Below are 14610 nucleotides of genomic sequence, written 5' to 3'. Positions count from 1 at the left end.
AGCATACGCCGAGGTCAACCGGTGACATCCGTCCTTGTGAACAGCCGCACGGAGACCAGCACGCAGACCACCACCAGCGCGCAGACACCGGCCAGGCCGAAAACGTGGCCGGGTGGGGTGCCGTTGGAACTGAGGAATCTCGACCAGTAGTTGTCGGGCAGGCTGGTGATCGAGGCCTGCCCGGCCGCGAACCCCATCCACCCTTGGACCCACGTCGCCGGTGTCCACTTGCCGAGGCCGGGCAGCACCGTGGCGATCAGCATCGCGAGCACCGTCACGATGGTGGCCGCCATGGTGCCGATGGAACCGCGGGTGATCAGCCCTGCCAGCAGGCCGATCGCGGCGAACGCCGCCAGGACCAGGAGCGACCGGCCGGCCTGCGAGCCGGCCCATGACGCGGCATGACCCAACGACTGGTGCGGGTCCGGCAGATGGTTCACCCGGCGGATGATCGGCCCACAGATCGCCAGTGCCGCCCAGCACGCGACCACCAGACCGGCCCCCGCGATCCACAGGCTGGCCAGCTTCGCCGCAAGCACCTGCCACCGGTGGCCTCGTTGCGTCAGCAGATTCTTCAGCGTCCGGCCGGACCACTCACCGCCGACGTGGCCTCCGGCCAGCAGCGCGATCGCGACCGCCCCGGGAAGCGAAGCCATCAGCCCGGCCGCCTCGGCCCCGGCAGCCACCGGGTCCAGCTGCGCGGCAGTATGGGTGGCCGCAGCGACGAGCCTTGAGCGGGCGGCATCGATCTGGCCCCGTTGCATGCGCTGTGCCTGAGCGCAGCCGGGTCCGGCCGGTAGCCGCAGTGGTGCGCAGGAGGCGACCGGCTGGTCGGCCTCGCCCAGGCCCGCGTTGGCGTTGGAGGCCCCACCGACTGCGAGAACCACGCAGAAGACAGCCATCGTCACCAGCACGGTCCAACTCAACGGCCGGTGCAGCTTGGTCAGTTCAGCGCGCAATAGGCGCATGGCGCCCCCTTTCGTCGTCGGTTCCGGCATCCGGGCCGGGCTTGTCGCCTGTCAGGTCGAGGAAGGCTTCCTCCAGCCCGGAACGCTCCACACGGATCTGGCGCGCCCACACCCCGCCGCGCCCGAGTGCCTCGTTCACCGCCCGACTGTCGGTGCTGTCGACAAGCACCACTTCCGAGCCTTCGGTGCGCAGCGTGAAGCGCCCTTCCAGCAGCACGCACGCCCTGCCCTGTTCTCCCGGCGCGAGGTCGACGCGCACCAAGGCGCCCGTCAGATCGTCGACGCGGCCCTGTTGGAGCAGGCGGCCCGCCTGCACGACGGCGACCCGGTCGCAGAGCTGCTCCACCTCCGACAACTGGTGGCTGGAAAGGAAGACGGTGGTTCCACTCGCGGCAAGAGACCGCATCGTGGCACGGAACTCCCGGATACCCGCCGGGTCCATTCCGTTCAGCGGCTCGTCCAGTACGACAAGTGACGGCTCCCGCAGTAGCGCCAGGGCCAGCGCGAGGCGTTGCCGCATGCCCTGGGAGTACGTCTTCACCTTGCGGTCGGCCACAACGGCCAGGCCGACCCGCTCCAGGACATCGCCGACCACACCCGCCCGAGGCAACGGCGGACCGCTCAGCGCCGCCACCTCCAGATTGCGCCGACCGGTCATCCACGGATAGAAGGCGGGCTCTTCGATCATCGACCCGACCCGCGCCAGGCCGTCCGGATCCGGCAGCGGCCGCCCGTTCAGCCACGCCCGGCCGGCGGTTGGCCGGATCAGCCCCAACAGCATCCGCATGGTCGTCGTCTTGCCCGAGCCGTTGGGGCCAAGAAAGCCGAAGACCTGCCCCGCTTCAACTCCCAGGTCCAGCCGGTCGACCGCGAGCGTTCTCCCGTACCGCTTGGTGAGCCCTTCACAACGGATGACCTCCATGGCACCCCCTCTCGCGCCGTGTGCCATGTTCACGCGTCAGACCGTAGGGGCGGGCAAGGAACGGGTCATCAACGGCGGGACGAGGACGCCCTCATCCATTCGTCGAGACGGCACGACCCGGACATGGTGACTGCCAAGGCGGGCGGACCCGCCGAGGGAAAGAGCGGCAGGGTCCCCTTGGCACGCGGTACGGTGCGCCGATGTCAGCGATCAAGACGTTCCAAGTCACCTTTGACTGCGCGGAACCTGAGCGCCTCGCTCGCTTCTGGTGCGAAGTATTGGGGTACGTCGTACCGCCGCCACCGGAGGGGTTCACCACCTGGGACGATTTCAACCGCACCCTGCCTCCTGAGGAGCGGGGATCATGGTTCGCCTGCAGTGATCCCTCAGGCGTGGGCCCGCGCCTGTACTTCCAGCGCGTCCCCGAAGGCAAGATCGTCAAGAATCGGGTGCATCTCGATGTCCGGGTCGGCACCGGGCTCGTGGGGGAGGAGCGCCTCGCCACGCTCGAAGCCGAGTGCGCACGACTGGTGGCGCTCGGTGCGACCCATGTGCGCACGCTGTATGCGGATGAGGAAAACGAGTCGTGCATCCCGATGCTGGACATCGAGGGCAACGAGTTCTGTCTCGACTGAGCACTCTCCGAGCCAGGGAGGTGGGGAGCCGACTCCCTTGGGATGCATCACCTGGTCCGGCGGGAAGATCGCACCGGGCCAGTACGAAGACTTCTACGTCGACCGCCCGCGGCCTCGGCAGCGCCGGGCCGGTCGTCGGCGTGCTGGGGTTGGCGGCCGCTGCGTTCGCCGCCGTACGCGGCCGTAGCGCCGGTTCAAGCGCCCGGTAGCGCGGCTGCCCTGCCCGGCGGACACCCGTCGGGCAGGGCAGCCGGCAGTCGGCGCGGCGTGGGGTCGCGTCCGCTTTCTGGCGGTGCGCGCCATATCTCGGCGTCCTGCGCCGTCGGTGCCACCACCCGCTGGTAGCGACCGGTGGGCATGGCACCCGCACGAGGTCCGGTGGGGTTGGCAACTGCTCGTCGGGGCGAGCGTCAGGCTTCGTCCGCCCCGGGCGGCGGCGCCGAGGGGACGTGTGCCCGTGCCGTGCTGCCGCGCGGGATGAGCTGGGCCGGGGCGTCTTCGACGCCCTTGGCCCGGCCCTCCTCGATCAGCGTGAGCAGCGTGCGCGCAGCGTGCGTCCCGTACGCGGGGATGTCGCGGTTGAGCGCGGTGAGCGGCGGCCGCACCACCTGCGTCAGCTGTGAGTCGTCCCAGGCGACGAGGGAGAGTTCGCCCGGCACGTCGACGCCCAGCTCCTGGGCGACCGAGAGCCCGGCCACCGCCATGATGTCGTTGTCGAAGACGATCGCCGTGGGGCGCCGCGAGCCGATCAGGAGCCTGCGCACCGCCTGTGCCCCTGCCTCGCCGGAGTAGTCGGTGTGCACCAGAATCGGTTCGTCCAAGCCGAGTTCGGTGCAGATGCGCAGATGGGCCCGGTCGCGCCGCCCGGTGTGGTGGAGCTCGGGAAGGCCCGCGACGCGGGCGATGGAGCGGTGCCCGAGCGCACGGAGGTAGCGCAGCGTCTCGCGGAGAGCGGCGGCGTCGTCCGACCACACGGCCGGCAGGTCACCGGCCCCGCTGGGATGTCCGATGGCGACCGCCGGCAGGCCGAGTTCTCCCATCAGCTCGATCCGGGGGTCGTGTGCGCGAAGATCGGTCAGGAAGACGCCGTCCACACGCCCCTCGCCCCACCAGCGGCCGTAGATCTCGATCTCCTGAGCGGGGTCGCCGGCCACCTGAAGGACCAGGGCCTTGCCCCGAGTGGCCAGTTCGTCCTCCATGCCGCTGATGAGTTCCATGAAGAACGGTTCGGCGCCCAGGACCCGTGCGGGCCGCGACAGCACGAGCCCGACGGCGTCGGCGCGCGCCCGGGTGAGCGCGCGCGCCGCGCTGTTCGGCCGCCAGCCGATCTCACGCGCGATCTTCTTGATCTCGGCCCGGGTGACGGGGGAGACGCCAGGGCGGTCGTTGAGCGCGTAGGACACCGCCCCTTTGGAGACTCCGGCACGCCGTGCGATGTCGGCGATCGTGGGGCGCCGCTTGGTCATGCAACCTCACTTAACCGTTTCGTGACTTGAGAGGCATCCTAGCGCGGACGTCCGTAACCTCCGGATACCCGACCGCGTGCCAAGGGAGCCCGGGATTCCGGGAGTTGAGAGACGTGGGAGCGCTCCCTCGCGTATTGACACGGACTCGGTGCGCATCGAGACTTCGCAGACTTACCCGGTTCAGTTACTCCGCTCAGGGACGGGCGGGGAGGGAGTGACCCCGATGCGTATCCGGGCGCGATGGTTCACCTTGCTGGCCGTCGGCGGGCTCATCGCCACGGCATGTACGAGCGGCGGCTCGTCGACCGACGGCGACAAGGGCGGTGGCACCTCCGGCGGTGGTGCGATGCCTCGCAACGAAACCCTGTACACGACCGGCACCCAATGGGGTCCGCCCGCCAACTACAACCCGCTGCACAACTGGGACCACGCGACGGGTACCAAGGGTCTGGCCTATGAGACCCTGTTCCACTTCGACCCGAACCAGGGCAAGTTGACACCGTGGCTCGCCGAGTCCGGCTCCTGGACCGGCGACAGGACGTACGAGATGAAGCTGCGGTCCGGCATCACGTGGTCGGACGGCAAGCCGATGACCGCCAAGGACGTCGTCTACTCGTACGAGATCGGCAAGATCGAGGCGTCCAGCTTCCACACGCTGTGGGACTGGCTGTCCAAGGCGGAGGCGGTCGACGACAACACCGTTCGCTTCACCTTCAAGCAGGCCCGGTACCAGGAGTGGGACTTCACGCTCTACGGGCAGCCCATCGTGCCCGAGCACGTGTGGAGCAAGCTCTCCGACGAGCAGGTGCTCAACGGTGTCAACGACAAGCCCGTGGTCTCCGGTGCGTACACCCTCAAGAGCCACTCCCAGGACCGGGTGGTCTGGCAGCGGCGCGACGACTGGTGGGGCGTGAAGGCGCTCGACATGAAGCCCGCCCCCAAGTACATCGTCGACATCTCCAACCCCAGCAACGAGGTCGTCATCGGCCAGCTCAACCAGGGCCAACTCGACCTGAGCAACAACTTCCTGCCGGGCGCCGCCTCCATGATCAAGGCCCACAAGGCCGTCTCGTACTACGACCAGGCGCCGTACATGCAGTCGGCCAACACGGCCTGGCTGGTGCCCAACACCACCAAGAAGCCGATGGACGACCCCGCCTTCCGCAAGGCACTCGCGTACTCCGTGGACGTGGACAAGATCGTCAAGGGGGTCTACGGCGACCTGGTCAAGCCCGCGGACCCGACCGGGCTGCTTCCGCAGTGGGACAAGTTCATCGACAAGTCCCTGACGGCGAAGGAGGGTTTCTCCTTCGACGCCGCGGAAGCCAAGAAGATCCTGGCGGACGCCGGTTACAAGGACACCGACGGAGACGGCTACGTCGAGAACAAGGACGGCTCGGCGATCAAGCTGAAGCTGCAGGTGCCGACCGGCTGGACCGACTGGATGGAGGCCGCGAAGGTCATCGCCGCCGGCGCGAAGGCCGCGGGCATCCGGATCACCACGGACTTCCCCGACCAGAACGCGCTCAACGACCTGCGCGGGAAGGGGAACTTCGATCTCGTCATCAACAACGAGCGCCAGCTGTCCAACACCCCGTGGACCTACTACGAGTACATGTTCCAGCTGCCGGTCCAGAAGCAGCAGAACACGGTCAACTTCGGCCGCTACGAGAACAAGGAGGCCTGGGACCTCGTCCAGCAGCTCGGTGGCGTCAGGACCGATGACGAGGCCGGGATGAACGCGGTCATCTCCAAGATCCAGGACATCCAGCTCAAGGAGATGCCCGTCATCCCGCTCTGGTACAACGGCCTGTGGTCGCAGGCCACCACCGGTGCATGGACCAACTGGCCCTCCGAAACGGGCGATTCGCACTACGCGCCCGCCCTGTGGCGCAACTGGCTGGAAATGGGCGGCTTCGAGATGCTGACCAAGCTCAAGCCCGCCAAGTGACCCTTCCGGCCCGGGTCCAGTCCCGGATCCGTGGCCGTGTGAGGGGCCACGGATCCGGCGGCACCACCCCGGGCCTTTGGGGCGTGCCCCGAAAGGAGCACGACCCCCGGTCCGCCACCGCCCCTGACGGCGGTCGCGGACCGGGGGCCGTGCCCCGCCCGAGCCCTCCCTCAGCTTCTGCCGCCGCGCCGATCCGGGAGATCCCCCTTGCTCCGCTACTTCGCCCGAAAACTCCTCGTCTACGCGCTGACGTTCGTCGTCGCCGTCACCGTGAACTGGATGATCCCGCGCTTCATGCCGGGCGACCCCGTATCGGCGATGATCTCCCGCGCCCGGGTCTCACAGCCCGAGGCGGTGGACGCGATGCGCGCCTACTACAACAACCTGTTCGGCTTCGACCAGCCAGTGTGGCAGCAGTACCTGCACTTCTGGTCGTCACTGGTCCACGGTGACTTCGGCCTGTCCATCTGGGTGTTCCCCAAGCCCGTGAGCGAGGTCATCCTCGACGCGCTGCCCTACACCCTGGCCCTGATGATCCCGGCGATCCTGCTCAGCTGGTTCGTCGGCAACTGGCTCGGCGCGCTCGCCGCCCGCCGCAAGATCCTCGACAACACCGTGCTGCCCGCCGGTTATGTGTTGACCGCGATGCCGTACATGTGGATCGCCGTCCTCCTCGCCTGGCTGCTCAGCGCCAAGGCCGGCTGGTTCCCCGTCTCCGGCGGCTACAGCCTCGACATCCAGCCCAGCATGAGCGTCGACTTCCTCCTGGACGCCCTGCACCACTGGGTGCTCCCCTTCCTGTCCCTCTTCCTGGTGGCCCTGGGCGGCTGGGCGATCGGCATGCGCAACATGATCATCTACGAGCTGGAGTCCGACTACTCCTCCTACCTGGCCGCGCTCGGCGCACCCCACCGTCTCATCCGCCGGTACGCCTTCCGCAACGCCGTGCTGCCCCAGATCACCGGACTGGCACTGCAGTTGGGCGTCCTCGTCGCCGGCGCGCTCGTCACCGAGATCGTCTTCAACTACCCGGGCCTGGGCAACCTGATCCTGGCGGCCATCCAGAACCGGGACTTCTTCCTGCTGCAGGGCACGTTCCTGTTCATCGTGATCGGCGTCCTGATCGCCAACTTCCTCATCGACCTCGTCTATGTCGTCGTCGACCCTCGCACCCGTACCGGCATGGCAGGAGGACAGTCGTGAGTACACTGCCCCAGCCGTCGGACACTCCGTCGCCGGAGACGCCGGAGACGCCGGAGACGCCGGAGACGCCGGAGACGCCGGAGACGCCGGAGACGCCGGAGACGCCGGAGACGCCGGACACGGTGGACGAGACCGCCGGCCCCTCCACGGCCGCCGCACCGACACTCACCCCCGGCCGGGAGAGCCTGCACTACGCGGTCCGCAACCCGAAGCTCCTCATCGGGCTCGCCATCGTGCTGATCCTGCTGCTGACCGGAGTGCTGGGACCGCTGTTCCTGGACTCCTCGGACCCCAACGCCTACGTCGGCCCGCAGGCTGCGCCGCCCGGCGGCACGTACTGGCTGGGCACGACCACGTTCGGGCAGGACGTCTACGCCCAGTTCGTGTACGGCCTGCGCTCCACCTTCCTCGTCGGCGTGATCGGGGGCGGCATCGCCGCGATCGTCGCGATGCTGGTCGGCTTCCTCGCCGGCTACCGCGGCGGCATCGTCGACGAGATCCTCACCATGCTCACCAACATCGCCCTGGTGATCCCGACCCTGGCCGTCCTGCTCATTGTCAACGCCTACCTGGGCGTGCGCAGCGTCAGCGTGCAGGGGCTGTTCATCGGCCTCACGTCCTGGCCGTGGGCGGCCCGCGCGATCCGGGCGCAGACCTTCAGCCTGCGCTCGCGCGAGTTCGTCGACCTGGCGCGGCTCAGCGGCAGCCGCACCTGGCGGATCATCTTCCGCGAGATCGCGCCGAACATGAGTTCCTACCTGTTCATGATGTTCATCCTGCTGTTCGGCGGCGCCATCCTCGTCGCCTCCTCGCTGGACTTCATAGGCCTCGGCCCCACCGAGGGGGTCTCGCTCGGTCTGATGCTGCAGAGCGCCCACCAGTGGAGCGCCCTCCAACTCGGGATGTGGTGGTGGTTCGTGCCCCCGGGGGTCGGCATCACCGCCGTCGTCGGTGCGCTGTACGTCGCCAACGTGGGTCTGGACGAGGTGTTCAACCCGAAGCTGAGGGAGTCGTAGACCGCATGACCCTGACCGTCAACGACCTCCGCGTCCACTACCGCACGCTGCGCGGCGAGGTCCACGCCCTGGACGGCGTGAGCTTCGGCATCGCCGACGGCGAGATACTCGGCCTGGTCGGCGAGTCCGGCTGCGGCAAGACCACGCTGGGCAAGTCCCTCATCCGCCTCGACGGCCGGATGCGCCACGTCGGCGGCTCCATCACCCTCGACGGCGACGACGTACCCATCGCCGACGACCGGGCGATGAACGCCTTCCGCTTCCGCCGCATCTCCCTCGTGCCGCAGTACTCGATGAGCGCGATGAACCCGACCCGCCGCATCGGCCGGATGATCCGCGAACTGCTCGCCGCGCGCGGCGCCGACGTCGACACCCCCGAACTCCACCGCCGCCTCGGCCTCGTCGGCCTCGAACCCGACATCCTGGAGCGCTATCCGATCGAGCTGTCCGGTGGCATGAAGCAGCGCACCGTCATGGTGATCTCCACGCTGCTCGACCCCTCGCTCCTCATCGCCGACGAGGTGACGTCCGCACTCGACGTCTCCAACCAGAAGGCGGTCGCCGCGGCGCTCGTCGGACTGCGCGACAGGGGCCTGGTCACCAGCATGGTGTTCATCACCCATGACCTGGCGCTCACCTCGCACATCGCGGACACCATCATGGTCATGTACGCGGGACTGCTGGCCGAGAAGGCCCCCGCCGAGGTCCTCACCACCCAGCCCCGGCACCCCTACACCCGCCGGCTGCTCGCCGCCCTGCCCCAGGTCGGGGTGCGCCGCTCCGAGGGCCGTCTCACGGGAATCGAGGGCAGCCCGCCCTCCCTGCTCGATCCGCCCACCGGCTGCCGGTTCCGCGACCGCTGCCCGCTGGTCGACGACCAGTGCGCGGCCCAGCCGCCGGTCGTGGAGGTCGCCCCCCGTCACCACGTAGCGTGCTGGAAGGCCTGATGCTGACACTCGACCGCGTCACCAAGACGTTTCGCACGGGGACGTTCTCCGGACAGGGCGTCACCGCCGTCGACCGGGTCTCCTTCGGCATCGCCCCGGGCGAGGTCGTCACCCTGATCGGCGAGAGCGGCAGTGGCAAGTCCACCATCGGCCGCATGATCCTCGGTCTCACCCAGGTCAGTGAGGGGTCGCTGACTCTCGACGGTGAGCCGGTACGCTCCGGCAAGGAGTACCACCGCCGCGTCCAGGGCGTGTTCCAGGACCCGTTCAGCTGCTTCAACCCGGTCTTCAGGGCGGACCGCGTCTTCGCGATGATCAAGGATGCCTACCATCCCCATGTACCGGCTGCCGAATGGCGTACCCGCGTGGAGAAGGTCGTGCGTGATGTGCGCCTGGACCCCGCGCAGGTGCTCGGCAAGTACCCGCACCAGCTCAGCGGCGGTCAGCTCCAGAGACTACTCATCGCCCGAACCCTCCTGCTCGACCTGGAGTTCCTCGTCGCCGACGAGATCACCAGCATGCTGGACGCCTCGACCCGCATCGACGTCCTCAACCTCCTCGGCGACCTGCGCGAGCGCGGTCTCGGGGTCCTCTACATCACCCACGACCTGTCGCTGGGCACCTACCTCGCCGAACGGACGGTCGTCCTGCGCCACGGTCGCGTCGTCGAACGCGGCGCCACGCAGAAGGTGTTCGGCGCCCCCCAGCACCCCTACACCCGCAACCTGCTGGCCGCCGTGCCCCGCCTCGGCGCCGACTGGGTCGACGCGGAACCCGTCGAGGTCTGCCTCTACCACGCGTCCGGCGCCACCGGGGACCTGCACGAACTGGAGCCCGACCACTACGTCGCCTGCGCCCGACTCCCGGAATGCGGAAGGGCCCAGCAGTGATCACCCGGCCGGCGACTGAGCGCGGACGGCGACGTCCCGGTGACGCTGCCCGCCGAGCGAGTGGCGGCGACCGTTCCGGGCTGCGTCCACACCGACCTGCTCACCGCCGGCCTCGACACGGTCGCCACGGTCAGCCTCAAGGGCGCGGTCCTCAGCGAGACAGCCAACCAGCACGCAGCCATCTTCCTGGATTGCGGCCGTCCCGAGGTCAGGGCTCGGCGAGTTCTTCCAGCTGTTCAACGACGCGTTCGATGGGTGCGGTGGCGTCGACCTCGACGGTCGCGGTGGCACGCAGCAGCGGTTCGACAGTGGTCAGGTGGTGAAGAACGGCGTCTCGTTCTTCGGGCCGCTTGCCGTAAGGGTTGTTGGTCCGGGCGGCGATCCGGGCCAGCAGTACCTCGGCCGGTGCGCTCAGCAGCATGCGGGCCGCTGCCGGGTCGGCTCGCCGGGGACACCCGTCATCCGCTGACGAGCGCGGTCACCTCACGGACGATCACTGTCCTCGCGGGGCTGCTGCCGGCGGATGCGGAGTGCAGCGCACCGGCGTCGTCGTGGATCCTCGTCAGCATGAACATCACGACTGGCGCAGACCACGGCGCCGCAGGCGGCACCGGGTCGACACCGACCGTTTCCGCAGGCGCGTCCACCGCCACACGCCCGGACCGCGCCTTCACTCGGACGGCAACGGAGAGCGCGAACGGCAGTCCGATCACGTCCCGCTCGTGGCAGATCATCTCCGGGCCGATGGGCGCGGGAACCAGCATCCACACGACCGCTGCCCTCTCCTGGACGCCCGGCTCATCCCCCGCCGACACCCTCGACATCCGCCAGCCCGTCTGCCAGGAGATGGCATTCGAACTCACGTCGACCGCGGAAAACAGTACGAAGGACTGGACGACCGCCTACCAGTACATCGAGGACATCGACGACAAGCGCGGCTACACCGCGGGCGTCGTCGGTTTTGTTTCCTCGTCGGGTGACATGCTGCAACTGGTGCAGCAGTACACGGCGGAGAAGCCGGACAACCCGCTCGCCGCCTACATCCCAGGCCTCCAGCAGTGCTACCAGGTCGGCTACGGCAATGCCGCCTCCCACGCCGCCGGCACCTACCTCGGTACCGCCTTCAAGAACGCCTGGATCCGGGCCGCGAACACGGATTCCGTGTTCCGGAAGGTGCAGCGGGACATGCGGAAGGCGATGTACTGGGACGACTGCCTCGTCCAGGCGTTGGCGGACGGCGTGGGCCCGCTCGGGCTGGCCATCCACTACGACATCCTCGTCAACCACGGCGTCGGCGACGACTCCGAGTCCTACGGCGGGATCGTCGCCGCGGCCCGCGCATCCGCCGGCAAGCCCCCCTCGAAGGGCGGCAGCGAGGCCGCTTACCTGACGAAACTCTGCGACATCCGCGACGACGTGCTGCGCGGCTGGGGCGACTATCAGACCGACGGCCGCTCGGGAATCTTCCGGCCGCTCATCGCCGCGGGCAAGTTCCACCTCACCGGCACGATCACCTGGTCCGTGTACGGCGACAGCTACTCCTTCAACCGGCCGGACCCGCCGGTTGATGCCCGCGTCGGCTCCTACCTGCTGCGCTACTCCACCACCAACGCCGTCGGCACGTCGTCGTCGGACATCACCGTCACCGTCAGCGAACCTGAGGGCGGCGACGGCGGCCCCGGCGATCCGTCGCTCATCGGGAACCTCGTGGACAACTTCGACGACAACACGATCAACACCGTGCTGTGGCCCGACAACTACGGCAGCCCCGCGGCAACCGAGCTCGGCGGGCGCGCCCGCGTGCCCTGCGGCCCCGACTACTGCGCCTACCAGTCCGCCGGCATCCACACCCTCGCCGGATCCTCCGCGTTCGTCCGCGTGTTCCCGCCGGAAAAGAACGGCGCCGTCTCCGAGGCCTACGCCAGCTTCCAGTTGACGTCGGCGGCAGCACCGGAAGGCACGGCGATCACCATCAGCGTCAACACGGCGACCGGCACCATCCGCTTCTCGAGCAACGTCGACTACTGGGAGGACAACGCCGTCTCCGCCACCTACGACGCGACCACGCACGCCTGGGTCCGCGTCCGCGAGACGGGCGGCACCCTCTACTGGGACACCAGCACCAACGGAATCACCTGGACCAACCGGCGTTCCCTGCCCACCCCCGCATGGGTCACCACAGCCAAGGACATCTCCGTCATCCTCGAAGCCCACCGCGACGCGGGCACCGTGAACTTCGCCGCATTCGACGACCTCAACGTCCCCCCATCCCGACCGGAAGGAACCCTGCCGTGAGGCACCTCTTCGGCGGCAGCCCCGCGTTCACCGGCCCGCGACGGCGGACAGTGGCTCCTGTCCTTCGGCCGTCGCGCGCGCGGCGAGGATCTGCAGGGCGGCGGCCCGGGTGTTGGCCACATGCCGTCGGGCCAGGTGCGCGGCCGTCCGCGCGTCGCCCGAGCGCACGGCGCGGAACAGCTCCTCGTGTTCACCGCACATCAGGGGCCCGTCCCCGGGCTCGGCCGTCAGCCGGAACAGCCGCCGCAGCCGCCCGTCCAGCGGCTGCATGAGGTCCTGGAGCAGCGGATTGCCGGACAGGACGACGATCTGACGGTGGAAGTCGGCATTGAGCGCCGCGAGGTCCCGTGCACGTCCGCGCTCGGCGGCCCGACGGGCGCGGACGAGCAGCTGCTCCAGCCGGCGCAGGCCCGCCGCGTCGGCGTGGCGGGCGGCGAGTTCCGCGGCGAGCGCCTCGAGGTTTTCGCGCACGTCGAAGAAGTGGGCGGTGTCCTCCACTCCGACCCGGGAGACGATGGTTCCGCGCCGGGGCTGGGTGGTGAGGAAGCCCTCCGTCTCCAGCCGCTGCATGGCTTCGCGCACCGGGACGCGGGAGACCTCGAACTCCGCGGCGAGGTTTCGCTCGACCACCCGCCGGCCGGGTTCGAGTCCGCCCTCGATGATGAGTTCACGAAGCGCCTCGTACACCTGGTCGCGCAGGGACTTGTCCCCGGCTCCGATGCTGGTGTCCCGCGTAGTCTCCGCCATCTCGCGCCTTCTCCTGACCGGTGCCCTGCCGTTCGCCGCTCCATCCTAGTGCCCACCAGGTGAAAGAAGGCCTTGCCTGGTATTCGGTATACCAAGTAGCTTGTGCGTGCCCTTCGTCCCGCACGGCGCAGTCCGGTGTCCGCGGCCCCGGTCGAGGTGCACGGAAATCACCCTCACGCGTTCGGAAAGTCCCTATGCACAGCAGCACCTCGTACCCCTCCGTCCTGGCCGATGTCACGCTGCCGGACGGCCGACGCGCAGACGTGTCCCTGCGTGACGGCCTGATCGCGGCCGTCGATGAGCGCGTATCGCCCGCCGAGGAGCCGACCGGCACGGCCGGCGACACGGACGACGGGCGCGTCGACCTAGGCGGCGCGCTCCTGCTCCCCGCGTTCGTGGACGGGCACTCCCATCCGGACAAGACGTTCCTCGGGGCGCCCTGGCAGCCGCACGTGGCGGGCAGGACGATCCGCGAGCGGGTCGCGGCCGAGCTCGAGACCCGGCAGCGGCTCACCGTGCCGGTGGCCGAGCGAGCCCTGGCACTGGTGCACCGAATGGTGGGTCACGGCACCGGACACACCCGCGCGCACGTCGACATCGACCCGCGCTCCCGCCTGGCGAACCTGCATGCGCTGCTGGAGGTCCGCGAACGCGTCCGTGACCTGGTCACGATGCAGATCGTCGCCTTTCCGCAGAGCGGGGTGGTCACCGCGCCCGGCGTACCGGACCTGCTGGACGCGGCGCTGCGCGAAGGCGCCGACCTCGTCGGCGGGCTCGACCCCCACGGCTTCGACGGCGACGTCGACGGACAGCTCGACGTGGTCTTCGGGCTTGCCGAGCGGCACGGCACCGGCGTCGACATCCACCTGCACGACCCCGGCGAGGCCGGCGCCGCACAGCTGCGTGCCATCGCCGCCCGTACCGGTGCGCTCGGCCTCGGCGGCCGGGTGACGGTCAGCCACGCCTACTGCCTCGGCGACGTCGAGGCCGCCACGTTCGCCCGTACCGCCGCGGCGCTGGCACAGGCGGGGGTGTCCATCCTCACCAACGGGCCCGCCGGCCCCATGCCTCCCGTGCTGCGGCTGCGTGAGAGCGGCGTCCGTGTCTTCGCGGGCTCCGACAACATCCGCGACGCATGGTGGCCGTACGGGACCGGCGACATGCTGGAGCGGGCGACCATCGTTGGTCTGCGTTCCGACCTGATGACCGACGACGAGTTGCGGACCGCGGCCTCGCTCGTCACCACGGAGGCCGCCGCCGCGCTGGGCCTGGACCGCTACGGGCTGCAGCCGGGCAGCCGCGCCGACCTCGTCGCCGTCGCGGCGGGAAGCGTCGCCGAGGCGGTCGCCGCACACCCCAGGCGCCTGCTGGTCATGCACGCCGGCCGAGTCCTCGCCACCGACGGCTGCCCGGTGGCGGGCCTGCCGACCCCCGACCCGGGTGCCCAGCGCGCCTGGTGACACCGACCGACCGTACCGCCCTCGTACGCGCCCGAGCGGAGCGCGACCTTCGCCGGGTCACCCGGATCGTCCGAAGCGCGCTACGGGCGCACCCCCTCTCCCGCAGTGAC

General features: G+C 69.4%; 14 protein-coding genes. 8 read left to right on the top strand and 6 right to left on the bottom strand.

Features of this window, described 5'->3' with window-relative positions:
- Positions 1-14 precede the first annotated feature (14 nt).
- Together ACTYVM_RS24095 and ACTYVM_RS24090 are read right to left on the bottom strand one after the other, a co-directional pair.
- Positions 15-998, bottom strand: coding sequence for an ABC transporter permease (locus ACTYVM_RS24095; RefSeq protein WP_445527953.1), 984 nt, complete (start codon positions 996-998; stop codon positions 15-17).
- A complete protein-coding gene (locus ACTYVM_RS24090; RefSeq protein WP_445527952.1) occupies positions 949-1890 on the bottom strand; it encodes an ABC transporter ATP-binding protein in 942 nt (313 codons plus the stop codon). The genes ACTYVM_RS24095 and ACTYVM_RS24090 overlap by 50 nt, the downstream gene beginning before the upstream one ends.
- A gap of 200 nt (positions 1891-2090) precedes the next feature.
- Here ACTYVM_RS24090 and ACTYVM_RS24085 point away from each other — a divergent pair, with 200 nt between their 5' ends.
- On the top strand, positions 2091-2525 hold the full coding sequence (locus ACTYVM_RS24085) for a VOC family protein (protein ID WP_445527951.1): 435 nt from the start codon (positions 2091-2093) through the stop codon (positions 2523-2525).
- A gap of 410 nt (positions 2526-2935) precedes the next feature.
- Here ACTYVM_RS24085 and ACTYVM_RS24080 read toward each other — a convergent pair whose 3' ends face one another.
- The gene (locus ACTYVM_RS24080) at positions 2936-3991 is read right to left on the bottom strand and encodes a LacI family DNA-binding transcriptional regulator (protein WP_445527950.1); all 1056 of its coding nucleotides are present in this window, start codon (positions 3989-3991) and stop codon (positions 2936-2938) included.
- Positions 3992-4214: 223 nt separating this feature from the next.
- On the opposite strand from ACTYVM_RS24080, the gene ACTYVM_RS24075 reads away from it, so the two are divergent.
- From ACTYVM_RS24075 to ACTYVM_RS24055, 5 genes are all read left to right on the top strand, one after another.
- The gene (locus ACTYVM_RS24075; RefSeq protein WP_445527949.1) at positions 4215-5942 is read left to right on the top strand and encodes an ABC transporter substrate-binding protein; all 1728 of its coding nucleotides are present in this window, start codon (positions 4215-4217) and stop codon (positions 5940-5942) included.
- 207 nt (positions 5943-6149) lie between these two features.
- On the top strand, positions 6150-7145 hold the full coding sequence (locus ACTYVM_RS24070; RefSeq protein ID WP_445527948.1) for an ABC transporter permease: 996 nt from the start codon (positions 6150-6152) through the stop codon (positions 7143-7145).
- A complete protein-coding gene (locus ACTYVM_RS24065) occupies positions 7142-8161 on the top strand; it encodes an ABC transporter permease (protein ID WP_445527947.1) in 1020 nt (339 codons plus the stop codon). Before ACTYVM_RS24070 ends, ACTYVM_RS24065 begins: the two co-directional genes overlap by 4 nt.
- Before the next feature lie 5 nt (positions 8162-8166).
- Entirely contained in the window at positions 8167-9108 is a 942-nt protein-coding gene (locus ACTYVM_RS24060) for an ABC transporter ATP-binding protein (protein ID WP_445527946.1), read from the top strand.
- Entirely contained in the window at positions 9108-9998 is an 891-nt protein-coding gene (locus ACTYVM_RS24055; RefSeq protein ID WP_445527945.1) for an ABC transporter ATP-binding protein, read from the top strand. The genes ACTYVM_RS24060 and ACTYVM_RS24055 overlap by 1 nt, the downstream gene beginning before the upstream one ends.
- 208 nt (positions 9999-10206) lie before the next feature.
- Here ACTYVM_RS24055 and ACTYVM_RS24050 read toward each other — a convergent pair whose 3' ends face one another.
- Both ACTYVM_RS24050 and ACTYVM_RS24045 read right to left on the bottom strand, forming a co-directional pair.
- Positions 10207-10419, bottom strand: a complete 213-nt coding sequence (locus ACTYVM_RS24050) for a nucleoside/nucleotide kinase family protein (RefSeq protein ID WP_445527944.1) — start codon at positions 10417-10419, stop codon at positions 10207-10209.
- 37 nt (positions 10420-10456) lie between these two features.
- On the bottom strand, positions 10457-10711 hold the full coding sequence (locus tag ACTYVM_RS24045) for a hypothetical protein (RefSeq protein WP_445527943.1): 255 nt from the start codon (positions 10709-10711) through the stop codon (positions 10457-10459).
- 31 nt (positions 10712-10742) lie between these two features.
- On the opposite strand from ACTYVM_RS24045, the gene ACTYVM_RS24040 reads away from it, so the two are divergent.
- Positions 10743-12293, top strand: coding sequence for a chitosanase (locus ACTYVM_RS24040; RefSeq protein ID WP_445527942.1), 1551 nt, complete (start codon positions 10743-10745; stop codon positions 12291-12293).
- Positions 12294-12320: 27 nt separating this feature from the next.
- Here ACTYVM_RS24040 and ACTYVM_RS24035 read toward each other — a convergent pair whose 3' ends face one another.
- Entirely contained in the window at positions 12321-13040 is a 720-nt protein-coding gene (locus tag ACTYVM_RS24035; RefSeq protein WP_445527941.1) for a GntR family transcriptional regulator, read from the bottom strand.
- A gap of 194 nt (positions 13041-13234) precedes the next feature.
- On the opposite strand from ACTYVM_RS24035, the gene ACTYVM_RS24030 reads away from it, so the two are divergent.
- On the top strand, positions 13235-14500 hold the full coding sequence (locus tag ACTYVM_RS24030) for an amidohydrolase family protein (RefSeq protein WP_445527940.1): 1266 nt from the start codon (positions 13235-13237) through the stop codon (positions 14498-14500).
- Positions 14501-14610 lie beyond the last annotated feature (110 nt).

Source organism: Streptomyces cyslabdanicus (assembly GCF_052663305.1).
This window is presented reverse-complemented; position numbering and strand designations above follow the sequence as displayed.

Bases quoted from the DNA above. Each gene is read 5' to 3' on its own strand.
- ACTYVM_RS24095 (WP_445527953.1), bottom strand. From the start codon at position 998: ATGCCGGAACCGACGACGAAAGGGGGCGCCATGCGCCTATTGCGCGCT.
- ACTYVM_RS24090 (WP_445527952.1), bottom strand. From the start codon at position 1,890: ATGGAGGTCATCCGTTGTGAAGGGCTCACCAAGCGGTACGGGAGAACG.
- ACTYVM_RS24085 (WP_445527951.1), top strand. From the start codon at position 2,091: ATGTCAGCGATCAAGACGTTCCAAGTCACCTTTGACTGCGCGGAACCT.
- ACTYVM_RS24080 (WP_445527950.1), bottom strand. From the start codon at position 3,991: ATGACCAAGCGGCGCCCCACGATCGCCGACATCGCACGGCGTGCCGGA.
- ACTYVM_RS24075 (WP_445527949.1), top strand. From the start codon at position 4,215: ATGCGTATCCGGGCGCGATGGTTCACCTTGCTGGCCGTCGGCGGGCTC.
- ACTYVM_RS24060 (WP_445527946.1), top strand. From the start codon at position 8,167: ATGACCCTGACCGTCAACGACCTCCGCGTCCACTACCGCACGCTGCGC.
- ACTYVM_RS24055 (WP_445527945.1), top strand. From the start codon at position 9,108: ATGCTGACACTCGACCGCGTCACCAAGACGTTTCGCACGGGGACGTTC.
- ACTYVM_RS24050 (WP_445527944.1), bottom strand. From the start codon at position 10,419: ATGCTGCTGAGCGCACCGGCCGAGGTACTGCTGGCCCGGATCGCCGCC.
- ACTYVM_RS24040 (WP_445527942.1), top strand. From the start codon at position 10,743: ATGGGCGCGGGAACCAGCATCCACACGACCGCTGCCCTCTCCTGGACG.
- ACTYVM_RS24035 (WP_445527941.1), bottom strand. From the start codon at position 13,040: ATGGCGGAGACTACGCGGGACACCAGCATCGGAGCCGGGGACAAGTCC.
- ACTYVM_RS24030 (WP_445527940.1), top strand. From the start codon at position 13,235: ATGCACAGCAGCACCTCGTACCCCTCCGTCCTGGCCGATGTCACGCTG.